The sequence below is a fragment of the Amycolatopsis sp. NPDC051758 genome (assembly GCF_044453095.1).
In the GTDB taxonomy this organism is placed as follows: Bacteria; Actinomycetota; Actinomycetes; order Mycobacteriales; family Pseudonocardiaceae; genus Amycolatopsis.
In genome coordinates this window covers 385,030-405,474 of record NZ_JBITCJ010000008.1, presented here as the reverse complement: position 1 = coordinate 405,474, position 20,445 = coordinate 385,030, and the positions used below count along the sequence as shown (strand labels likewise).

25 protein-coding genes and 1 pseudogene are annotated in these 20,445 nt (G+C 69.9%); 10 read left to right on the top strand and 16 right to left on the bottom strand.

Annotation, left to right across the window (positions count from 1 at the left end; translation table 11 throughout):
• Nucleotides 1-38: 38 nt before the first annotated feature.
• The gene (locus tag ACIA5G_RS35000) at nucleotides 39-914 is read right to left on the bottom strand and encodes a helix-turn-helix domain-containing protein (protein WP_395931093.1); all 876 of its coding nucleotides are present in this window, start codon (nucleotides 912-914) and stop codon (nucleotides 39-41) included.
• Nucleotides 915-1,188: 274 nt separating this feature from the next.
• Here ACIA5G_RS35000 and ACIA5G_RS34995 point away from each other — a divergent pair, with 274 nt between their 5' ends.
• Complete coding sequence (locus ACIA5G_RS34995; protein WP_395931091.1) at nucleotides 1,189-1,611, top strand: hypothetical protein; 423 nt, start codon at nucleotides 1,189-1,191, stop codon at nucleotides 1,609-1,611.
• A 7-nt stretch (nucleotides 1,612-1,618) separates the two neighbouring features.
• On the opposite strand, the gene ACIA5G_RS34990 is transcribed toward ACIA5G_RS34995, so the two are convergent.
• Complete coding sequence (locus ACIA5G_RS34990) at nucleotides 1,619-1,924, bottom strand: hypothetical protein (protein ID WP_395931089.1); 306 nt, start codon at nucleotides 1,922-1,924, stop codon at nucleotides 1,619-1,621.
• A gap of 35 nt (nucleotides 1,925-1,959) precedes the next feature.
• Nucleotides 1,960-2,196 carry a three-helix bundle dimerization domain-containing protein gene (locus ACIA5G_RS34985; protein ID WP_395931087.1) on the bottom strand — a complete coding sequence of 79 codons (237 nt, stop codon included), beginning with the start codon at nucleotides 2,194-2,196 and terminating at the stop codon, nucleotides 1,960-1,962.
• 148 nt (nucleotides 2,197-2,344) lie between these two features.
• Here ACIA5G_RS34985 and ACIA5G_RS34980 point away from each other — a divergent pair, with 148 nt between their 5' ends.
• A complete protein-coding gene (locus tag ACIA5G_RS34980) occupies nucleotides 2,345-3,268 on the top strand; it encodes a hypothetical protein (protein ID WP_395931085.1) in 924 nt (307 codons plus the stop codon).
• 70 nt (nucleotides 3,269-3,338) lie between these two features.
• The gene (locus ACIA5G_RS34975; protein ID WP_395931083.1) at nucleotides 3,339-3,776 is read left to right on the top strand and encodes a L,D-transpeptidase; all 438 of its coding nucleotides are present in this window, start codon (nucleotides 3,339-3,341) and stop codon (nucleotides 3,774-3,776) included.
• Here the strand turns inward: ACIA5G_RS34975 and ACIA5G_RS34970 are convergent.
• The gene (locus tag ACIA5G_RS34970) at nucleotides 3,731-4,180 is read right to left on the bottom strand and encodes a hypothetical protein (protein ID WP_395931081.1); all 450 of its coding nucleotides are present in this window, start codon (nucleotides 4,178-4,180) and stop codon (nucleotides 3,731-3,733) included. The two genes, ACIA5G_RS34975 and ACIA5G_RS34970, sit on opposite strands and share 46 nt — an antisense overlap.
• A 16-nt stretch (nucleotides 4,181-4,196) precedes the next feature.
• The gene (locus ACIA5G_RS34965) at nucleotides 4,197-4,637 is read right to left on the bottom strand and encodes a hypothetical protein (protein WP_395931079.1); all 441 of its coding nucleotides are present in this window, start codon (nucleotides 4,635-4,637) and stop codon (nucleotides 4,197-4,199) included.
• A 111-nt stretch (nucleotides 4,638-4,748) separates the two neighbouring features.
• Here ACIA5G_RS34965 and ACIA5G_RS34960 point away from each other — a divergent pair, with 111 nt between their 5' ends.
• Nucleotides 4,749-6,110, top strand: a complete 1,362-nt coding sequence (locus ACIA5G_RS34960) for an NAD-dependent succinate-semialdehyde dehydrogenase (RefSeq protein WP_395931077.1) — start codon at nucleotides 4,749-4,751, stop codon at nucleotides 6,108-6,110.
• 38 nt (nucleotides 6,111-6,148) lie between these two features.
• On the opposite strand, the gene ACIA5G_RS34955 is transcribed toward ACIA5G_RS34960, so the two are convergent.
• Both ACIA5G_RS34955 and ACIA5G_RS34950 read right to left on the bottom strand, forming a co-directional pair.
• The gene (locus ACIA5G_RS34955; RefSeq protein ID WP_395931352.1) at nucleotides 6,149-6,358 is read right to left on the bottom strand and encodes a tyrosine-type recombinase/integrase; all 210 of its coding nucleotides are present in this window, start codon (nucleotides 6,356-6,358) and stop codon (nucleotides 6,149-6,151) included.
• 176 nt (nucleotides 6,359-6,534) lie between these two features.
• Nucleotides 6,535-6,891 carry a VOC family protein gene (locus ACIA5G_RS34950; RefSeq protein WP_395931075.1) on the bottom strand — a complete coding sequence of 119 codons (357 nt, stop codon included), beginning with the start codon at nucleotides 6,889-6,891 and terminating at the stop codon, nucleotides 6,535-6,537.
• Between the two features lie 158 nt (nucleotides 6,892-7,049).
• Here ACIA5G_RS34950 and ACIA5G_RS34945 point away from each other — a divergent pair.
• Nucleotides 7,050-8,281: pseudogene (locus ACIA5G_RS34945) on the top strand (transposase); the annotation flags it as partial.
• Nucleotides 8,282-8,479: 198 nt separating this feature from the next.
• On the opposite strand, the gene ACIA5G_RS34940 reads toward ACIA5G_RS34945, so the two are convergent.
• Genes ACIA5G_RS34940 through ACIA5G_RS34920 form a run of 5 tightly spaced genes read right to left on the bottom strand, consistent with a single transcriptional unit; the run spans nucleotide 8,480 to nucleotide 11,864 of the window.
• Entirely contained in the window at nucleotides 8,480-9,685 is a 1,206-nt protein-coding gene (locus ACIA5G_RS34940) for a GNAT family N-acetyltransferase (protein ID WP_395931073.1), read from the bottom strand.
• Entirely contained in the window at nucleotides 9,669-10,034 is a 366-nt protein-coding gene (locus tag ACIA5G_RS34935; RefSeq protein WP_395931071.1) for an ArsR/SmtB family transcription factor, read from the bottom strand. The genes ACIA5G_RS34940 and ACIA5G_RS34935 overlap by 17 nt, the downstream gene beginning before the upstream one ends.
• A gap of 20 nt (nucleotides 10,035-10,054) precedes the next feature.
• The gene (locus ACIA5G_RS34930; RefSeq protein WP_395931069.1) at nucleotides 10,055-10,462 is read right to left on the bottom strand and encodes an arsenate reductase ArsC; all 408 of its coding nucleotides are present in this window, start codon (nucleotides 10,460-10,462) and stop codon (nucleotides 10,055-10,057) included.
• Nucleotides 10,459-11,505, bottom strand: a complete 1,047-nt coding sequence (gene arsB / locus ACIA5G_RS34925; RefSeq protein ID WP_395931067.1) for an ACR3 family arsenite efflux transporter — start codon at nucleotides 11,503-11,505, stop codon at nucleotides 10,459-10,461. Before arsB ends, ACIA5G_RS34930 begins: the two co-directional genes overlap by 4 nt.
• Nucleotides 11,502-11,864 carry a metalloregulator ArsR/SmtB family transcription factor gene (locus ACIA5G_RS34920; RefSeq protein ID WP_395931065.1) on the bottom strand — a complete coding sequence of 121 codons (363 nt, stop codon included), beginning with the start codon at nucleotides 11,862-11,864 and terminating at the stop codon, nucleotides 11,502-11,504. The genes arsB and ACIA5G_RS34920 overlap by 4 nt, the downstream gene beginning before the upstream one ends.
• Nucleotides 11,865-11,948: 84 nt before the next feature.
• Here ACIA5G_RS34920 and ACIA5G_RS34915 point away from each other — a divergent pair, with 84 nt between their 5' ends.
• Nucleotides 11,949-12,350: an ArsI/CadI family heavy metal resistance metalloenzyme gene (locus ACIA5G_RS34915; RefSeq protein ID WP_395931062.1), complete on the top strand. Its 402-nt coding sequence runs from the start codon at nucleotides 11,949-11,951 to the stop codon at nucleotides 12,348-12,350.
• Between the two features lie 107 nt (nucleotides 12,351-12,457).
• Here ACIA5G_RS34915 and ACIA5G_RS34910 read toward each other — a convergent pair whose 3' ends face one another.
• Both ACIA5G_RS34910 and ACIA5G_RS34905 read right to left on the bottom strand, forming a co-directional pair.
• Nucleotides 12,458-13,687 (bottom strand): DUF222 domain-containing protein, encoded by a 1,230-nt coding sequence (locus ACIA5G_RS34910; protein ID WP_395931060.1) that lies wholly within the window; start codon nucleotides 13,685-13,687, stop codon nucleotides 12,458-12,460.
• A 69-nt stretch (nucleotides 13,688-13,756) separates the two neighbouring features.
• Nucleotides 13,757-15,043: an ABC transporter substrate-binding protein gene (locus ACIA5G_RS34905; protein ID WP_395931058.1), complete on the bottom strand. Its 1,287-nt coding sequence runs from the start codon at nucleotides 15,041-15,043 to the stop codon at nucleotides 13,757-13,759.
• A 121-nt stretch (nucleotides 15,044-15,164) separates the two neighbouring features.
• Here ACIA5G_RS34905 and ACIA5G_RS34900 point away from each other — a divergent pair, with 121 nt between their 5' ends.
• Both ACIA5G_RS34900 and ACIA5G_RS34895 read left to right on the top strand, forming a co-directional pair.
• Nucleotides 15,165-16,163, top strand: a complete 999-nt coding sequence (locus ACIA5G_RS34900) for a LacI family DNA-binding transcriptional regulator (protein WP_395931056.1) — start codon at nucleotides 15,165-15,167, stop codon at nucleotides 16,161-16,163.
• A gap of 102 nt (nucleotides 16,164-16,265) precedes the next feature.
• Nucleotides 16,266-16,634, top strand: a complete 369-nt coding sequence (locus tag ACIA5G_RS34895) for a DUF742 domain-containing protein (RefSeq protein WP_395931054.1) — start codon at nucleotides 16,266-16,268, stop codon at nucleotides 16,632-16,634.
• Here ACIA5G_RS34895 and ACIA5G_RS34890 read toward each other — a convergent pair.
• Nucleotides 16,621-17,454 (bottom strand): alpha/beta fold hydrolase, encoded by an 834-nt coding sequence (locus ACIA5G_RS34890; protein WP_395931052.1) that lies wholly within the window; start codon nucleotides 17,452-17,454, stop codon nucleotides 16,621-16,623. The two genes, ACIA5G_RS34895 and ACIA5G_RS34890, sit on opposite strands and share 14 nt — an antisense overlap.
• Before the next feature lie 40 nt (nucleotides 17,455-17,494).
• Complete coding sequence (locus ACIA5G_RS34885; RefSeq protein WP_395931050.1) at nucleotides 17,495-18,100, bottom strand: TetR/AcrR family transcriptional regulator; 606 nt, start codon at nucleotides 18,098-18,100, stop codon at nucleotides 17,495-17,497.
• Between the two features lie 32 nt (nucleotides 18,101-18,132).
• Between ACIA5G_RS34885 and ACIA5G_RS34880 the strand changes: the two genes are divergently transcribed.
• Both ACIA5G_RS34880 and ACIA5G_RS34875 read left to right on the top strand, forming a co-directional pair.
• The gene (locus tag ACIA5G_RS34880) at nucleotides 18,133-18,996 is read left to right on the top strand and encodes an SDR family NAD(P)-dependent oxidoreductase (protein WP_395931048.1); all 864 of its coding nucleotides are present in this window, start codon (nucleotides 18,133-18,135) and stop codon (nucleotides 18,994-18,996) included.
• A gap of 114 nt (nucleotides 18,997-19,110) precedes the next feature.
• Nucleotides 19,111-20,436 (top strand): purine-cytosine permease family protein, encoded by a 1,326-nt coding sequence (locus ACIA5G_RS34875; RefSeq protein WP_395931046.1) that lies wholly within the window; start codon nucleotides 19,111-19,113, stop codon nucleotides 20,434-20,436.
• The last annotated feature ends 9 nt before the right edge of the window (nucleotides 20,437-20,445 follow it).

Here is a 20,445-nt window from a genome sequence, read left to right as displayed (position 1 = left end):
CCAACGTGAAAGGGGAAAAGGGGACTGCGGCGGGTGGTTCAGCCGAACAGTTCGGCCTGGATCTTCCGGATGAGCGCGCGGCTTTCGCCGGGTTCGGGGGAGGCGGCCACCAGTTTGTCGTGGTAACCGCGGTAGTACCCGACCGTCTCGGCGGTTTCGATGTGCCGGAACCCCGCGTGGGTTTCGATGTTGACGATGTCGCGGTCGAGTTCGTCTTCGAATTCGAAGTAGGCGTACATGCAGCTCATCGAGAACAGCGGGGGATGGGCGAGCGGGAACACCCGTAGCTCGATGTTCGGCGCCGTCGACCGTTCGACGAGGTGGTCCAGCTGGGCGCGCATGATCTCGCGGGACCCGACGAACTGCCGGACCGCGGACTCGTGGGTCACCGCCACCAGCTTGAGCGGCGCCATGCCGTCGCGTTCGGCGAGCACGTGCTTGCGGCGCTCCCGGAGCTCGACGAGCCGGTCGACCTCTTCGGCGGACCACCACGGCTCGTGTGTCGAGTACTGGGCACGGGCGTAGTCCGGGGTCTGCAGGAGGACCGGCAGCAGCGGGATCGTGTAGAGGCGGGCCACCGTCGCTTCGGACTCGTACGCGAGGTGGGCGTCGAGCCCGGGGGTCGCGGTGGCCTGCGAGTAGTCGGTCCACCAGGCCTTCCGCCCGGACGCCTTCACCCACCGCATCAGCCGGTCGGCCAGCTGGGTGTCCTCGATCCCGTAGAAGCGGATCAGGTCGCGGACGTCCCTGGCCTGCGGGCTGCCCTGGGCGTTCTCCAGCCGGGAGAGCTTCGAGGTCGAGATGAGCAGCGTCTCGGCCACCTCCTCGAGGGTGCGGCCGGACTCGTCACGCAGGCTCTTGAGCGTGTCCGCGATCCGTCGGCGCGGCACGATCGGGCCTTGCGTGGGGGCCATGGGACCTCGTTCTGTCGTTCTGATGGGACCCGCTGCGTGGGTTTCCCATCGCGGCGGCGACGATACTCCATCCGGGACGCGGCGTGGGGAGCACACCCCGCGGCTAGGCTGATCGGGTATCCCTTGGTGGGATCTCTCTGTGGGAATTGCAAGACGGGCGTGTCAGCGCAACACTTGCAAGGATAAGGCCGGAGCCCGACGGAAGGACAACGCACCAGGTACGAAGACAGGGATGGGCCCGGCCGCGGACGGCACCGAGCGGAAGGGAACCACCATGCTTGTCGTACTGAGACCAGGAGCGCTCGCCCGGGTGGTGGCCACCACCGCAGTCACGGCCGGCGTGCTCGCCCTGGTGCTCGGCAACGGGCTCGTCCCGGGCCCGGCCGGGCCGCCCGCCGAAACCCCGCCTGCCGCCGACCGCACCTCGGTCGCACCGCCCACGCCGTACATCGTCACCGGGACGAGCGAGCGCGGCCTGAACGTCCGGTCCTGCGCGGCCGCGACGTGCCGCCGGACCGGCTGGGTCGGGGAGGGCGGCACCTTCCTGGCGGAGTGCTGGACCCGCGGCGCGCCCGCCTCCGGGGACGACCGGTGGCTGCACGGCACCGCGAACGGGCGGACCGGTTACGCGGCCGCGCACTTCCTCCGCGGCAACGGCGCGCCGGAGTGCGGCGCGGACCCGGCGCGGCAGACCTGAGCCGAGGTCACTCGCCGCGCATCGACCGGCGGATCTCGGCCAGCCGGTCCTTGGCCGCCTGGTCGCGGTCGGCGATCTGCTTGTCGAGGGCGTCGACGGTGTTGTCCGTGCCGAGCCCCGCCACCTCGGTCGAGCCGACCGAGGTCGTGTAGCGGTTCTCGATCTTGTCGCGGACGAAGTCGAAGCTGGGCACGCCGCCCTCGTTGTAGTCCGGGTCGGGCAGCGGCGGCGACGGGATCGCCAGTGCGGCGGTCGGGGTCTCGTCGACGACCTCGCCGTCCACGACGTTCGGGTCGTCTTCGGGTTTGGTCATCGTCGTCTCCTCGCCGCCGGGCCGCTCTCCCGACCTTAGCGCCGGTGGCGGCCCGCCGGCTCGGCCAGGGCGTCGCGGACGGCCCGTTCGACGAGGATCGGGACGAACGCGTGGATCCGCGCGGTGGCGAACCGGGTCCGTTCCCGTTCGACGAGCGCGTGGACCGAAGGCCGGTCGAGGCTCGTGTAGTCCTGGCTCAGGCGGTCCTCGACCACGTGCAGCTGGAGCTCGAGCTGGGCGGACGCGATCGTGTCGAGCGTCTGGGTAGTCATGCTTGGTCTAATACCGCGCCAGGCGTCCTTCAGGTGAACGTGAAATGAACTACAGGTGATGAAGTGCCAGTGGGTAATTCGGCCGTGGGGCGGCGCGGCACGGTGGGGAATTCTCGAATCCGCCAAGCGGAGTCCGGAGGGAGCAGACATGGGTGCCGGGGCCTACCACGCCGAGACGACGGAGATGGGGACGGTCGTCAAGGCGGTCGAAGACGTCGGGTCGTCCTTCCTGTCGACGACCCGCGACCTGGAAGGCCTGGTGCTGGACGCGTTGTCGTTCGCCGGCATCGGCAGCGGGGTCGCCGCCGCGAACTCGGCGCTGCACTCCTCGCTGGGCAGCGCCCTCCAGAAGTTCCTCAGCCTGATCACGAACGTCAACCAGAACGTCCAGACGGCCGCGAACGGGTACAACGCCGCCGACACCGACGTCGCGCAGGCCTACGGCGGCGGCCAGAACGCCGCCGCTCAGGGCGGCGGCGGGGGAGCGGCGGCCGCGGCGGCGCCGCAGCAGCTCGACCCCCGCGTCGTCGACTCGATCATGAACTCCGAGGGCGCGACCGGGGAGCAGGGCGGGGTGCCCGAGGCCTACGGCTTCCGCCAGAACATGCACAACGGCTACGACCGGATCATGGCCGCGCGGCAGCAGTACGGCATCGGCAGCGCGGAGGAGCGCGCGGTCGTCTCCGACCTGATGACCGCGAACGCCCGGACGGCCGGCGCGCTCAACTTCACCGACCCCGGCACCCAGGCCGCGATCATGTCCGGCGCCCACATGCGCGGCGCCGGCGGGGTCCGCGCGATCCTCAACCACATGGCGGGCGACGACATCGTCCAGAGCTCGCGCACCATCAACGACGCGGCGGTCCAGCACGCGCAGGGCCTGACCCCGCAGCAGTTCCAGCAGGAGTTCCGCGACGCCCGCATCGAGTACGACCGCCAGGTCTACGGCGACACGACCACGCGCCAGGGCGGGCACACGCAGAACTGGTGGGATCGCTACGGCAACGGGCTGACCCAGCGCTACGACCGTGAGCAGAACGAGTTCCTCCGGCTGTCGCAGCCGCAGAACTGATCTCCTGGTTCGAAGATCGGAAAACTGGGCACCCTACACCGTGTAGCCGAACGACAACGGGAGGCGCACGATGAACCGGAGGATGATCGCGCTACTGGGCGGGGTCGCCGCGATGGCGGGGACCGTGGCGTTCGCTGGAACGGCCGAAGCGGCATCTACGCCGTGCAGTGCCGAAGCGAAGGCCTGCGTCCAGCGCAGTTCGAATACGGCGTGGCTGACGGACGGCGCCGGCAACGTCACCTACGGCGGGGTCCCGATCACGGTCGGGCTGCCGAAGTACCCGACCCCGCTGGGCACGTTCCACGTGCAGTACAAGGACATCGACCACTACAGCAAGCAGTACAACGGGCCGATGCCCTACTCGGTGTTCTTCACCACCACCGGGGTCGCGTTCCACCAGGGCAGCCTGAAGGTGAAGTCCCACGGGTGCGTGCACCTTTCGCACGCGGCCGCGGTGACGTTCTACAACTCGCTGCACCCGGGTGACGTCGTCCAGGTCGTGCCCTGATCCGTCCGTTGTGGACGGTGCAGGAGCGCGCCGGTGACGGCGCCGAAGACCAGGTGGTCGAGGATCTGCGGCACGCGCGGCAAGGCCCGCACGGCGGGGTAGGAGCGTGCCACGATCCCGAGGTCGAGTGCCGCGATCGCGAGTCCGGCCGCCGCGCCTCGGGTAACACCGAGGCGGTACCGACGGTCGGCCGTGGCGAGGACGACGGTCCACGCCGCGGAGACGAGGACGTGTGCGACCAGCCCGGCAGTGATGCCGGGCCGGTCGCGCCGGCCGGGGAGCAGGGTGCCCGCCGCGCGGGTCGCGGCGAGGACGTCTCCGCCGGTGAACAGGGCGTGCGCGGTGGAGGGAACGCCGCTCACCACGGCGGCGATGGCGCCGGCTTTCACAGCGCCGGCTTTCACGCAGCGCCTCATGGCGTCACAGGGTGACCAGGTACGCGGCGACGCGGATCCGCAGTCCGCGGATCTGGGGCAGCCCGATGGTGAACCGCCGCGCCGGCCGGTAGCCCGGCCACGGATCGCCGTGGGTGCACGGCCCGGCGAAGTAGACGAAGTCGTCTTCGTCGTCGTACCGGCCGGGTGACCACCGTGCGGCGTCGCCCGCTCGGCGGTCCGCGCATTCGGCCCGCGCAAGCCAGTAGGCCTCGTGTTTCATGACGCGTTTGAGCTGTCCGGCGAACGCCGTCAGCTCGTCTTCCGGCAGGCCGAGACCGCGGCCGCTCCAGACCCGGGGCGTGCGCTCGGACGTGCGCAACGGGCAGCCGAAGGTGACCTCGCCACCTGTGCAACGGCGGGTCCAGCGACCGGGTTCCCTTGTCAGGGCGGAGAAAGAGGATCCGCCGGCGATTTCCAGCGTCATGGGGGAACGATAGTCGATCACCCGCCGAGGGGTACCGCCGCGCGGGTGTCGATCACTGATCCCATGGTGTATACAGTATGCAGTAGGCTACCGTGGGCAGAGGAGGCCGTCATGTACTCAGTCACCAACCCCGCCACCGGTGAACTCGTGGAGGAGATCCCGAACGCCACCGACGAGGAGGTCCGCGCGGCGATCGAGCGGGTGCACCGCGGTTTCGGGGCCTGGCGCGCGCGGCCGGTCGCCGAGCGCGCCGCGATCGTGGTGCGCGCCGCCGAGCTGTTCGCCGAACGCGCCGACGAGCTCGCCCGGATCATGACCCTGGAGATGGGGAAGCGGATCAACGAAGGCCGCGGCGAGGTCGGCGTGGTCGTCGACATCTTCCGGTACTACGGCGAGCGCGGACCGGACCTGCTGGCCGACGAGCCGCTCTCGCTCCGGGGCGGCGAGGCCGTGCTGACCAAGGAGCCGATCGGGGCACTGCTCGGCGTCATGCCGTGGAACTTCCCGGCGTACCAGGTCGCCCGGTTCGTCGCGCCGAACCTGGTGCTGGGCAACACGATCCTGCTCAAGCACGCGTCGATCTGCCCGCGTTCGGCCGAGGCGATCGAGCAGGTGCTGCGCGACGCCGGCGTGCCGGAGGACGCGTACGTGAACGTGTTCGCGTCGAGCCGCCAGGTCCCGTGGATGCTCGCCGACCCGCGTCTTGTCGGCGTCTCGCTCACCGGCAGTGAGCAGGCCGGGATCTCGGTCGCCGCCGAAGCCGGGCGGAACCTCAAGAAGTGCGTCCTGGAGCTCGGCGGGTCCGACCCGCTGATCGTGCTGGACACCGACGACCTCGACGAAACGGTCAAGGTCACCACGACCGCCCGGATGCGCAACTGCGGCCAGTCGTGCAACGCGCCCAAGCGCATGATCGTGCTGGCCGAGCTCTACGACGAGTTCGTCGACCGCCTGGCCAAGCGCGTCACGGAGTACTACGTCCCGGGCAACCCGGCCGACCCGGCGACGACGTTGCCACCCCTGGCCTCGATCGCCGCGGCGGACGAAGTCGCGGCCCAGGTGGAGAAGGCGATCAGCGAGGGGGCAACCCTGCGCGCGGGTGGCCATCGTGTCCCCGGCCCGGGAGCATTCCTGGAGGCGACGGTGCTCACCGACGTGACTCCGGCGATGGCGGCGTACCACGAGGAGATCTTCGGCCCGGTGGTCCTGGTGTTCCGCGCGGAGACCGAGGAGGAGGCGATCGCCTTGGCGAACGACACTCCGTTCGGGCTGGGCGCAAGTGTGTTCGGCACGGACCGCGCCCGGGCGGTTTCGGTGGCCCGCCGGATCGAGGCGGGGATGGTTTACCTCAACAAGTCGGGTGGCTCGGAGGCGGATCTTCCGTTCGGGGGGATCAAGCGGTCGGGGATCGGGCGGGAGCTGGGGGCGTTGGGGATCGAGGAATTCATGAACAAGAAGCCGATCCGCCTCTGACCTGCTGTTTTGTTGCTTTTGGCCCCGCCGGGCCGTCGTCAGGCCGTCTCGGAGTCCTGGGCCGTCTGCGGCGGGCGGCGGGGCTTGAACACTCGATTGGTCGCCGCGCGAGCCCGCTTGTGGCTCGACGGGACGAGGTGGGTGTAGATGCGGAGCGTGTAGCCGGGGTCCTGGTGGCCGAGGTACTCCGCGACTTCCTTGATCGACACGCCGTTGGCGAGCATGGTCGAGGCGAAGAAGTGCCGCATGGCGTGCATCCCGTCCCGGCGTTCGACGTAGTCGAGCCCCGCACGCGCGGAGCGCCGGTTCCCGAACATCCGGTACTGGAACGAGCCCGGCAAGGGCGGCCACTTCGCGGCGTTCGAGCAGCCGGCGTTGTTCGTCGACGAGGTCCGGTCATTCTTCCGGCTGGGTCCGCTGATGGTCACCCGTACTCGGTGAGCGGCTGGCTAAAGATCAACAAGTGCCCATCGGGTGTCCGTACGTTGAAGTCGCGCATCCCGTAGGGCCGGTCAGCCAGTGGCTCGACGATGTCGGCGCCGCGGGCGCGCAGCTCGTCGTGGCAGGAATCGACGTCGTCGACGACAACCGTCACCCTGGCTGGGCCGACGCTGCTTTCGGCGTACAGGTGGAACTCGGCGGTGTCGCGGATCACGGCCGCGTAGCTAGGTGGGGTCTCCCAGGTGAATATGGTGTCGAATCCGAGCACGTCCGTGAAGTACGACCGCGCTGCCTGCACATCTCGGCACGGCAGCACGGGAATCGCCACCCGCATGACCATTCCGTCACCGTACCTGACTTTGGCTCAAGATCGCTGATCTTGGGTAGGGTGCTGGCTGTTGAGCTGCGGTTTCGTCGTGTGAACGGCGAAAATCTGCGCACTAAGCGGCCGGTTCTAGGCTGTCTCTCGTGGCGTATGTGCGCACGGTGAAGACGGCGTTGGAGGCGCTCAAGGCGGTGGCGAGGCAGCGTCTGGCTGTGGGGCAGCCCGAGCTCGACTTTGGCCCGGACTTCGCGGCGTTGCAGGCCGGCAGTGGTGCTGGTGGTGGGCCGCTTGCGATCACGTCGTCGCGGATGGGGTACCTGTGGGACGCGCTCGGCCACGCCTACCAGCTGTTGGGGTTCGAGGAGGCCGCTGGTGGTGACGAGGTGTTCCGATTACTGGTGCTGGCACGGATCGTCGAGCCGACCAGCAAGCTGGAGAGTCTGCGGGTGGTCGAGGAGGCAGGTTTCGACCCGCCGGCGTCACTGGTTCTCTACGATGTGTGTCCACCTTGTACTTCGAGACCGATGCCGGGGACGGGCTCCGTGAGCCCGGGTTCTCCGAAGAACGCCGCCTGGAGCCGCAGATCACGATCGGGCTGCTCACCGACGCAAGCGGGTTTCCGTTGATGGTCAACGCGTTCGGGGGCAGCCGGGGCGAGACCACTACGATGCTGCCGACCATCCGTGCGTTCATGGATGCCCACCAGCCGGCTGATGTCACGGTCGTGGCCGACGCTGGCATGATCTCTGCGGCCGACCAGCAGGCCATCGAGGCCGCGGGGTTGTCGTTCATCCTCGGCGCGCGGATACCCGACGTGCCCTGGCCTGCCGGCCCCAAGGACCAGCGCCGCGACCAGATCATCTACTACCAGTACCGGGCGGACCGGGCTCGGCGCACCCTGCACGGCATCGACGAACAGGTCGCCAAGGCCGAGCAGGCCGTCGCCGGCAAGACCGCGGTCAAACGCAACCGGTTCATCCAGCTCACCGGCGCCACCAAGAGTGTCCACCGGACCCTGGAAGCCAAGGCACGCGCCCTTGCCGGCCTCAAAGGCTACGTCACCAACCTCCCGGACGTCACCGCCGAGTTCGTGATCGACGCCTACCACCGACTGTTCCACATCGAGAAGTCGTTCCGAATGTCTAACACGACCTACGTGCGCGGCCGATCTACCACCACAAGCGCGAGTCGATCGACGCGCACCTGACGGGTCGTGTTCGCCGCCCTGGCCGTCAGCAGGTGGATCGAGCAGACCACCGGCTGGTCGATCAAGAAGTTCGTGCGCACCACCCGCCGCTACCGCACCATCAACATCCAGGCCGGCGAGCACACCCTCACCGCCGTCGACCCGCTACCCGACGACCTCCGCGATGCGGGGACGAGGAAGACGGGGGAGGGCTGCCACCAGGCCAGACAGACACAGCGGCGGCAGAAAGCCAGGCCGTCTACAGGCCGTCAGACGTCCAGACAGGCCCGGACGCGACCGGATCCAACAGACACAAAAGAGCAGGTCAGAGGCGGTGTACCCAGGAACGTCCCCAGGCCCGCTGACCGCCTGGATAGTTCATGAACAAGAAACCGATCCGCCTCTGAACGGTCGTGCTCAGTCGACGCCCACGACCGGGCTGCGCCGCTCGATCAGGACCACGTCGCGCCAGCGCCCATGGTGTCGGCCTACCCGGTGCCGGGTGCCGACCTCCCGGAACCCCGCCTCTCCGTGCACGCGCCTGCTGGCTGTGTTCTCCGGGAAGATTCCACTTTGGATGGTCCAGATCCCGGCCCGCTCGGTGGAAGTGATCAACGCGCGCAGGAGGGCCGGGCCGATGCCGCTGCCGCGGGTGTCGGGGTGGACGTAGACGCTGTGCTCGACGCAGCCGGCGTACGCGCAGCGTGAGGACACCGCGCTGACCGCTGTCCAGCCCACCACCCGGCCCGCCGGGGTGACGGCGACCAGGCGGTGCGCCGGGAGGTGGGCGGCGTCCCAGCCGGCCCAGGCGGGTGCGGTGGTCTCGAAGCTCGCGTGGCCGGTGTCGAGGCCGGCCTGGTAGATCGCCAGCACCGCGTCCGCGTGCTCCGGGGTCATCGGGACGATGGTCACCGGGGTGGGCGCGGCGGCGCGGATGATCGCCGAGTGCAGTTTCTCGCCGACTTCGTGCGTCGGCCGGACTTCGATGGCGACGAGGCCGGCGGCGCGCAGCAGTGCGCGGTACCGGCCGGCGGTGAGGGCGCCGCCGACACATTCGACGGCGCCGGTGCGGGAGGCGCGCTCGGCGTCGGTGAGCGTGTTGTCGGCGAGGATGTCCGTGACGCCGAGGCGGCCGCCGGGACGCAGGACGCGGGCGATCTCGGCGAACACCGCCGGCTTGTCCGGGGAGAGCGCGATGACGCAGTTCGAGATGACGACGTCCACCGACGCGTCCGGGAGCGGGATCCGCTCGATCGTGCCCTTGACGAACTCCGCGTTGGTGACGCCTTCCCGCTCGGCGTGCCCCCGAGCGAGGGTGAGCATCTCGTCGGTCATGTCGAGGCCGATGGCCCGCCCGGCCGGGCCGACGCGCCGCGCGGACAGCAGGACGTCGAGGCCGCCGCCGGAGCCGAGGTCGAGCACGGTTTCGCCGGGACGCAGGTCCGCGACGGCAAGCGGGTTGCCGCAGCCGATGCTCGTCGCGGTCAGCTCCGCGGATACCGTCTCGCCGGCGTAGTGGACGGCACCCAGTCCGTCGGAGAGCGGGCCGGGGCTGTCGCCGGCCAGGGCTCGGCGGGCCGCGGCGGCGTAGCGGTCGCGGACGGCGTCACGATCGGGATTCACCGGTGGCCTCGCAGGAGATGTCGGCGAAGGGGGTGGCGGCGCGGCCCATGACAACGTCGGCCGCGCTGGGGAAACAGGACACACAACGCTGGTTGACCCGGTAGAGCCGGGCGGTGCCCCGGGGTTCGACGAGCACGAAGCGGGCTTCGGTGAGGACCTTCAGGTGCGCGGAGACGGTGGACTGGCCCACGTTCACCCGCTCGACGACCTCGCCGACCGTCATCGGGCCGCCGGCGGACGCGATCAGGTTGAGGATCTGGACCCGGGTCGGGTCCGCGAGGGCCCGGAACCACCCGGCGTAGGTCTCGGCGGTGTCGCGGTCCAGCATCACGCCCCTTTCATCGTCCATCGACGATAGACGATGAAAGGTCAGGAGAAAAGGGGCGCCAGTTCGGCGAGCAGGGCGCGGACGCGGCGGTCGATCTCGTCGCGGATCGGGCGGACCGCCTCGAGCGGGAGGCCGGCGGGGTCGTCGAGCTGCCAGTCGAGGTAGCGCTTGCCGGGGAAGATCGGGCACGCGTCGCCGCACCCCATGGTGATCACGACGTCGGCGGCTTCGACCGCGTCGGTGGTCAGGCGCTTCGGGAACTCGTGGGCGACGTTGATGCCGAGTTCGGCCATGACCGCGACCACCGCGGGGTTGACCTCGTCCGCGGGCGCGGAGCCCGCCGACCGGACGGTGACCCGGCCGGCGGCGTGGTGGTGCAGCAGTGCGGCGGCCATCTGGGAGCGGCCGGCGTTGTGGACGCAGACGAACAGGACTTCCGGGGTGCTCACGGCGTGACCTCCACCAGGCGGCGGCGCAGGGAGAGCGCCACGTAGACGAGTGCGACGAGCACGGGGACTTCGATCAACGGTCCGACGACCCCGGCCAGCGCCTGCCCGCTCGCGGCCCCGAACGTCGCGATGGCGACGGCGATGGCGAGCTCGAAGTTGTTGCCCGCGGCGGTGAACGCGAGGGTGGTCGTCCGCTCGTAGGACAAGCCCACGGCCTTGCCGAACGTGTAGGCCCCGGCCCACATCAGGCCGAAGTAGGCCAGCAGCGGCACCGCGATGCGGACGACGTCCAGCGGCCGGGCGGTGATCCGGTCACCCTGCAGCGCGAACAGGACCACGATGGTGAAGAGCAGCCCGTACAGCGCGGCTGGGCCGATCTTCGGCAGGAACACGGACTCGTACCAGGCGCGGCCCTTGGCGCGTTCGCCGAGCCGGCGTGTCAGGTAACCGGCGACCAGGGGGATGCCGAGGAAGATCAGCACGCTCTTGGCGATCTGCCACCCGGACACGGCGAGATCGGCCTGCGGGAGGCCGAGCCAGCCGGGCAGGACCGAGAGGTAGAACCAGCCGAGCAGCCCGAACGCGACAACCTGGAACACCGAGTTCAGCGCCACGAGCACGGCGGCGGCCTCCCGGTCGCCGCAGGCGAGGTCGTTCCAGATGATCACCATGGCGATGCAGCGGGCGAGGCCGACGATGATCAGCCCGGTCCGGTACTCCGGCAGGTCCGGCAGCAGCAGCCAGGCGAGGGCGAACATCAGCGCCGGGCCGACCAGCCAGTTCAGCACCAGCGACGACCACAGCAGCCGCCGGTCGCGGGTGACCGTGCCGAGCCGGTCGTAGCGGACCTTCGCCAGCACCGGGTACATCATCACCAGCAGCCCGAGCGCGATCGGCAGCGAAATCCCGTCCACCTGCACCGCGGTCAGCGCGGCCCCGAGCCCGGGCACCCACCGGCCGGCGAGCAGCCCGGCGGCCATCGCGACCGCGATCCACGCCGGCAGCAGCCGGTCCACTGTGGACAGCTTGGCGGGCGTCGTCACGCCGGGACGATCGTGTCGCCGGGAACCAGCACCGCCGACAGGCGCGCCAGGACCTCCGGGTGGACGCGGTAGTACACCCAGGTCCCGCGCCGCTCGCCGGTGATCAGGCCGGACTCGCGCAGCACCTTCAGGTGGTGCGAGATCGTCGGGCCGGTCAGCTCGAAGGCGTCCGTCAGGTCGCAGACGCACGCCTCGCCGCCCGCGTGTGACGCGATCAGCGACAGCAGGCGCAGCCGCACGGGGTCGGCCAGCGCCTTGAACAGCTTCGACAGCTCGACGGACTGGTCCTCGGTCAGCGGCTCCCGTGCGAGCGGGGAGCAGCAAGCGTCCATCGCGACGAGCGGCAGCTGTTTCGGCATGTGTCTATCTTGACAGACGTCTATCTAGAGAGCAATCTAAGTCTCGTCGCTGTTTAGACAAACATCTATTCAAGGAGGATCGGGATGTCACGCGTGCAGCTCGCCCTGCGGGTCGGGGACCTCAAGGGCTCGATCGACTTCTACTCGAAGCTGTTCGGCGCGGAGCCCGCCAAGCGCCGGCCCGGCTACGCCAACTTCGCGATCGCCGAGCCCGCGCTCAAGCTCGTGCTCCTGGAAGGCGAGCCCGGCCAGGCCACCGTCATGGACCACCTCGGTGTCGAGGTCGAGTCCACCGAGCAGGTCAGCGAAGCCAGCAAGCGGCTCACCGGCGAAGGTCTCGAGACGCTGCCCGAGGACAACACCACTTGCTGCTACGCCGTCCAGGACAAGGTGTGGGTGCACGGTCCCGGTCAGGAGCCGTGGGAGGTCTACACGGTCAAGGCTGATTCGCAGACTTTCAGTGGTGGCAAGGAATGTTGCGCCTAGGGAGTGTCCTGTAGGTGGTTGAGCCGCCTCTCGCAGGCTTTCGGCTTGCGGACGTGGGTGTAGGCCCGGAGCCGGTTGGCTGCGGGCCTTTCCCGTTGTTCGGTTGTTCATGCCGCGAATGGCAGGGGTTGATGAAGGTTGTTGCGCCGGGGTTTTCGGCGTTTGTCCAGGAATACTGGTGGTAGGAATTCGGGTAAGCCGTCGGCGGCGATGCGGACTTCCCATCCGGAGCGGTGCAGGAGTCGGTGGTGGTGGGCGCACATCAGGACCAGGTTGCCCAGGTCGGTGGGGCCGCCGTTGGCCCAGTGGCGAATGTGGTGACCTTGGCAGTGCCGGGGTGGGCGGTGGCAGCCGGGGAAGGCGCAGCCGCGGTCGCGTAGGTAGAGGGCGCGGCGAAGGCTGGTTGGGAGCGAGCGGCGTGAGCGGCCGAGGTCGAGGGGTTCGCTTTTGTCGCCGAGGACTGCGGGGATGAGTTTGCAGTCGCAGGCGTGGATCCGGGCTTCGGCTGCGGAGATGCGGCCGGTGTCGCCGAGGGTGGCCTGGCCGATGCCGGACTGAAGGTCGGCCAGTGAGATCGCGACCATGACGTGGGCTCGTTCACCGGCCTGCGTCGGCAGGTCCGGGGAGTTGAGGGCGAGGTCGATGGCGTCGGAGAAGGCGTCGCCGTAGCGTTCCTGTGGGGAACGCAAGTCCGGTCCCTCTTCGCTGCTACGGCGCTCGGCGAGGGAGTCGAGGAGGGCACTGGCGCGGGCGCCGGTCTCGTCGTCGAATCGACCGTTGAGTTCCCATATCCCGGATCTCTTCCGGCGCATCGAAAGCTCTCGGGCGGGCACAGACGGTTCGGTCTCAATCGGCTCGGCACCGTCGGGGTCGAGGTGCGCGACGATCCGCGCCCCCAACGCCGCAACTTGCTTGTGCCCGGCGTCGGAAGCGAAGGACAGCAGATCCCGTTCGGCGTCATCACGGTGCTCGGGCGGAACCTGCGCCAGAACCTCGACGATGGTGTCGATCATCGGGCTGCTCAACCGGCCCTCCAGGGCGGCGACCCCGGTGGCGGGAGCAACAGCAGGCACGGGACTGCCATCGAGAGCACGCCCGGGATTGACCGCCCGCGCCCGTTTCACCACACGTTCGGCAGCCACCTTGGGAACATCGGCAAGATGCTCGAACAACCGAGCAACAGACCGGTAGCCGAACAGCTCCATGATCCCGCGAGACTCGATTTCGACCAGCAGGGAACCGATCTCAGCCTCAGCAGACCGCACCACGGTGAGCAGCGCGGAGACACGGTCGGCCAGAGCCACCGCATCCGCTTGCCACACCGTTTCGCTGTCCACGCATCAAGATTACCGATGATCGAACGAATGTTCATCACACGAAAGGATGATCACGTCGAACACTCCGCCTCACGGAATGATGCCCCGCGAGTTCAGCGCATCCGCCAAACGCTCACGCAGTTCCTCGGCCGTCGCCTGGACGTCGATCTCCGCCGGTGGGGACAGCACCTTCGAAATCACCGTCGAGAGGTTCTGGTACGCGGGCGTGAGCGGCCGGACCGCCGCGTCCGTCAGCGCTGCCTGGATGTCGCCCTTCATCGGGTATTGGTCGGCCATCGTCGGGTTTTCCTTGGCGTCGGCCGGTTTTGCCGGGTCGAGCGGGGCCGCGTCGGTGTAGATCGAGGCGATGCTCGGCGGAATGCCGTCGACCAGGGCCTGGTACTTCTGGTTCGCCGTGTTGCGCAGGCACAGCGCGGCTTCGAACGCTTCCGGCTTGTGCTGCGAATACGTCGAGACCGCCAGGTTGAACCCGCCGATCGTGACGCGGCTGGCCTGGCCCGGCAGCACCGACGGGTACCGACTCCACTTGAGGTGGGCGATGTCCTGCGGCTTTTCCTTGGCGTAGGAGGCGTAGACGAACGGCCAGTTCAGCTCGGTCGCCGCCTGGCCGCGCTGGAACGCCTGGCGGATGTCGTCCTCCTTCTGGTTCGTCAGCGACGGGTCGGTGATGCCGGCCGTCGTGAGGCGCTTCAGGAGTTCCAGGGCGCGCACCGCGCCGTCGTCCATCACGACCGACTTGCCGTCGTCGGACAGGATGTGCCCGCCCGCGGAAGCGACCAGCGTGTTGTAGAAGACGACCAGGCCCTCGTACTGCGCGCCGGTGAACACGACCTGGTACGGCTTCCCGGCGGCCTTCAGCTGCAGCGCCTGCGTCATGAGCTCGTCGAACGTCTTCGGCGGTGCCGGCGTGATCCGGTCGTCGTACCAGAGCAGCTGCACGTTGGTGTTCTTCGTGGCGCCGTAGAGCTTTCCGTTCCACTTCGCGGTGGCCAGCGGCCCCGGCAGCACGTCGCGGGTGGCGGCGGCCGCGTTCGCGCCGGTCCACTCCTCGGCCCAGCCCGCTTCGGCGAACTCCGGGACCCACGTGACGTCGAGGCCGAGCACGTCGAGGGTCTCGTCACCGGCGGCGAGCCGGCGGACCATCTGCTCGCGCTGGCCGTCCGCGCCGCGCGGCAGCTTGTTGTAGACGATCTTGTAGCGGCCGGCGGCGGCCTCGCTGCAGCGGTCGACCACCGTCTGGAGGTGGTCCTCCGGCGAGATGTACAGGTTGATCGTCAGGCCACTGGCCCCGGAGCACGCGACGAGCGTGGTGCCGGCCAGCAGGGCCGCGCCCGCGAGCGGGATGAACTGGCGCATGTCGGCCTCCTTGCCGGACAGGCATTGCAAGCGCTTGCAGCGATGATTTACCGTGATCAAGGCAGGTGTCAATGCCGTACACGCAGATGGCTGCAAGCGCTTGCAATCGACTGGAGCAAGGATGCCGGAGAAGCTCGACGACGTCGCCCGGCTCGCCGGGGTCTCGGCGGCGACCGTTTCACGGGCGTTGCGGGGCGTGCCCGGGGTGGCCGAGCGCACGCGGACAAGGGTGCTGGCGGCGGCCGCCGAGCTCGGTTACGCGATCTCCCCGACGGCGTCGAGCCTGGCCACCGGCCGGACCGGCACGGTCGGCGTGATCGTGCCGTACGTCGACCGCTGGTACTTCTCGCGGATCATCTCCGGGGTCGAGCGGGTGCTGCGTGAAGCCGGCCTCAGCCTGCTGCTCTACAACCTCGGGGACGACGCCGGCCGCGCCCGGTTCTTCGCCGGTCTTCCGCTGCGCCGCCGCGTAGACGCCGTGCTCGTGCTCGCCCTGCCGCTGTCGGACGCCGAGCGGGAGCAGCTGCTGAACCTCGGCACGCCGCTGGTCACCGTCGGCACCGAGGAGCCCGGCGCGGACTCCGTCGGGATCGACGACCACGCCGCCGCGGTGACGGCGATGCGCCACCTGGTGCAGCTCGGGCACCGCCGGATCGGGTTCGTCGGTGAAGACGCGCCGGTCCCGCTGGGGTTCACCACGCCGCTGCGCCGGCTGGCCGCCTACCGCGAGGTCTGCCCGGAGCCCGATCCGGCGTTCGAGACCACCGGCCGGTTCACCGTGGCGGGCGGGGAACGGGCGATGGCCACGCTGCTCGGCCTCCCGCACCGGCCGACCGCGGTGTTCGCCGCGTCGGACGAGATGGCGTTCGGCGCGCTGCGGACGCTTCGCCGGGCCGGGCTCCGGGTGCCGGAGGACGTCTCGGTGCTCGGGTTCGACGATCACGACCTGGCCGACCTGCTCGAGCTGAGCACCGTCGCGCAGCCGGTGGCCGAGCTCGGCGAGCGGGCCGGGCACCGGGTGCTCGCCCGGCTTTCCGGGGAAAAAGTCGCACAATCGCGGACAATCGTCGGGACCCATCTGGTCCTTCGGGGTAGTACTGCGCCAGCACCAACGCGTTGACCTGCGATAATCTCGGCGTTGCTCTGTTCGGTCGATTGCGGCGGAGTCGATCACCGGGTCAAATAATCGCCGACAAGGATTAATCGCCGTTAGGAGCTGGCTGTGCACTGGGGGTCCGTGCTCGAAGAAGGCGGGGCCGGGATGGTGCGCCCGTACTTCCGCACCCATGGTCGCACCCGCCCGACCCGCGACCTGCCGGTCGAGACCCTGGTGTCGACGACGCAGCGGGGCCGGTCCGTCGTGCGGGGGAGCACGCAGGAGGAGTCCGAGATCTGCGTCCTGTGCCGGACTTCGCAGTCGGTCGCCGAGGTCGCCGCGCGCCGGCGGATCCCGCTGGGGGTGGCGCGGGTCCTGCTGTCCGATCTGGCCGACCGCGGGCTCGTCGCCGTGCACACCGTCCGGATGGGCTCGGGCAACCGCCCCAGCATCGACCTGATGGAGCGCATCCTGCACGGTCTCAGCCGGCTGTGAACTCCCGGACCAGCCGGGCGAACTCCGCGGGCTGGTCCAACGGCAGCAGCGTGTAGCTGTCGGCCACCTCGACGAGCTTTCCCTTCGGCAGCAACGCGGTCAGCCGCCGGCCGTGCTCGAGAGGCATGACGCGGTCCTCGCTCGCCCACACGAGGAGCACCGGCCGGTCGAAACTCGGCAGCCGTTCCGCCACCTCCAGCAGGAAGTCCGGCGAAGCCGCGGCCGCCCGCAGGACGCGGACCGTGTCCCGGCGGATCGCCGCGTCGGCCAGCAGCGGGCGGATCCAGCGGGCCGTCGCCGCGTCGCCCCGCTTCGTCAGCCAGCCGAACGCGATCGGGAGCCGGCGCACCGCGCGCAGCCGCATCTGCTGCATGAACACACCGAACAGGCCCGGTGCGAGCTTTCCCGTCAGGACCAGCGTCTTGCCGGTCAGCCCGGGCGGGAAGTTGTCGAACGCGTCGCACGAGGCGAGCACCACGCGGCTCACCCGCGGGTCCCCGTCCGCCATCAGCAGCTGCACCAGCGCGCCGCCGGTGTCGACACCCACCAAGGTCACCTCTCGCAGGTCCAGCCGCGCGAGGAACTCGCTCAGCAGCCGGGCGATCCCGGGCAGCGACAGATCGGCGTCGTCCCGCATCGGCTGCCGGTGCGCGCCCAGTGGCAGTGTTGGGACGACACACCGATGGCCGGCGGTCAGGTCCGCGACCGGGCCGTCCCACAGCGAGCCGTCCATCAGCAGGCCGTGGACGAAGACGACCACCGGGCCCGGCCCGCCGGTGTCGGTGTACTCGACGGTTCCCGCGGACAGCTCGATCTGCATGGTTCGAAGTGAACCACGTGGTTCGCAAACTGTCGAGGGCTCAGGAAGCGGCTTCCTCCCGGGCCACCGCGCGCAGCAACGCCTCGAACCCGGCCTCAGCGCCGGCGCCGTCGTCACTGGTCAACAGGTCGACGAGGAAGCCGCGCATCGTCGCGAGGATCATCGAAGCGACTTCGTGCCGCCGCTGCTCGGGCCAGTCCGGCGGGCAGAACGACATCAGCGTCGGCAGGTACTGCTGCGACGCGCCCCGGCCGAGCGCGGCGTACCGGCCCGGGTCGTACATCGCCAGGCCCATCGCCTGGTCGAGCACGCGCCGGAGCTGTGACTCCTCGTCGCGAAGGCTGTGCCAGGCGGCCCGGACGCGGTCGGTCAAGGTGGCCGGCGACTCCGCGACCGCCGTCAGCGCGTTGCCGATCCGGCGTTCCCGCAGGGCCAGGACCACCTGCCGGAGCAGGTCTTCGGCGCCCTCGAAGTGGTAGAGCAGCACCTTGTGCGTGGTCCCCGCGGCGCGCGCGGCGCGGCGCAGCGAGAAGTCCACCAGACCGTTCTCGGCGGCGTCATCGGTGATCTTCGCCAGCAGCTCCCGGCGCCGGGCTTCGCCGCGGGGCGACCCGGCCGACCGCCGGTAACCGGTAGCGTTCTCCATGCGGGACAGCTTGGCACGGGGAGGGGCGAGGGATGCGGGTGCTGGTGACCGGGGGCAACGCCGGGATCGGCTATTTCGCCGCCGAGCAGCTGGCTTCGGCCGGCGCGGAGGTGGTGATCGGCAGCCGCGACCCGGCGAAGGCGGAAGCGGCGCTGACGTCGATCCGTTCGCAGGTCGCCGGGGCCAAGGTGCGGCACGTCCGGATCGACCTCGCCGACCTGGCTTCGCTCGAAGCGGTCGACACCGGCGAACTCGACGCCGTCGTCTGCAACGCCGGGGTGGCGCTCGACCACCCGCCGCGGCGCGAAACCGCGGACGGCCACGAGCTGATGTTCGGCACCAACCACCTAGGCCACTTCGCCCTGGTCGCGCGGCTGATGCCGGTGCTGGCCCCAGCCGCGCGCATCGTCACCACCGGCAGCTTCGCCGCGAAGTCCGCGAGCCTCGACTTCGCCGACCTGCAGAGCGAGCGTGACTACCAGCCGAAACGCGCTTACGAGCGGTCCAAGCTGGCCCAGATGCTGTTCGCGCTCGAACTCGACCGGCGGCTGCGCGCCGCGGGTTCGCAGCGGCTGAGTGTGCTCGCCCACCCCGGCGGCGCGCTCGACTCGCTGACGCCGTCACGGCCGCGGGTGCACACCCGCACGACCGGCCAGTGGCTGCGCGGGCGGCCGGCCGGGGTTCTCCTGCAGGGCAAGGACGCCGGGGCGCGGCCCGCCGTCCGCGCGGTGCTCGGCCCGGACGTCACCGGCGGGCAGCTGTGGGGTCCGCGCGTGTTCGGCCTGCGTGGCCGCCCTCGGCTCGAACCGCTCTGGGCGAACCTGGCCGACAACGCGGCCGCCACGCGGGTGTGGGCGGAAAGCGTGACGCTGACCGGCGTGGACCCACTCGCCTGACCAGGCGACATGCACAGCGCCGAGGTGGTGGTTGTGCACATCGCACGGTGACGTCGCCGGGACCGCTGCTTACGGTGCGGGGAACCGTTTCCCTTCCCGGATTAGGAGGTCGGCGTGGCCTCAACAGTCGGTGTTGATGACTATGCCCTCACCAGAGTGCCGGACCACGCCCGGTACTCGTGGTGGTCGGTCGCCGTCCAGCGGTTCGGCCAGGTGTCCGCCCTGTCCCAGTTCCTGCTCGGAGCCACCGTCGGCTTCGGGATGAGCTTCTGGCCCGCGGTGCTGGCCTTCACGCTCGGCTCGGTCATCCTGGAGCTCATCACGATCCTCGTCGGCGTCATCGGCGTCCGCGAGGGTCTGTCCACGTCCATGATCGCCCGCTGGACCGGCTTCGGCCGCGGCGGCTCGGCGCTCATCGGGCTCGCCATCGGGATCAGCCTCATCGGCTGGTTCGGCATCCAGTCCGCCGTCTCGGCCCAAGGCCTCGTCGCGCTCATCGGCGGCCTGCCGGAGTGGGGCTGGGCGCTGCTGTTCGGCCTGCTCGTCACCGCGATCGTGGTGCGGGGCTTCCACTCCATGGCCTGGACGGCGTACCTCACCGTGCCGGCCTTCCTGATCCTGGTCGGCTGGTCGATCATCTCCGAACTGACCCGCCACGACCTCGGCACGCTCGTCTCCTCGGCCCCGCCCGGCCCGTCGCTGAGCCTGCTGCAGGGCACCACGCTGGTCGCCGGCGGCTTCATCGTCGGCGCCGTGATCACGCCGGACATGACCCGCTTCAACCGGTCCACTTCGGACGTCGTCAAGCAGACGCTCGTCGGGATCACGCTCGGCGAGTACGTCATCGGCCTCTCCGGCGTCCTGCTCGCGCACGCCGTCGGCAGCGCCGGGATCACCACCATCGTGACGTCGTCGGTCGGCTGGGTCGGGCTGCTGATCGTCATCGCCGGCACGATCAAGATCAACGACTGGAACCTGTACTCCTCCGGCCTCGGCGTGGTGAACTTCATCGGCACCGTGTCCGGCCGCCGCGCCCACCGCGGCCTCGTCACGGCGGTGCTCGGCCTGGCGGGCAGTGTGCTCGCCGCCGCCGGGATCCTGGCGAAGTTCACCGACTTCCTCACCGTGCTGGGGGTCGCGTTCCCGCCGATCGCCGGGATCATGGTCGCCGAGTACTTCGTCGTGAAGAAGTGGCGCGGGGACCTGGAAAGCGCTCGCGCCCGCGGCACGGTTCCCGAAGACGCCCCGGTGTGGGTGCCCGCGACGCTCGTCGTCTGGGTCGCCGCCGCGCTCTTCGGCGAGTTCGTCGAATGGGGCCTGCCGAGCATCAACTCGCTCGTCGTGGCCTTCGTCCTGTACGTCGTCGCCGGGAAGCTCGGCCTGGTGCGGGGGATCGGCAGCAGCCGGACCGCCGACGCCGAGCCCGCTCCCGCCGTCTGAGTCCTTCAA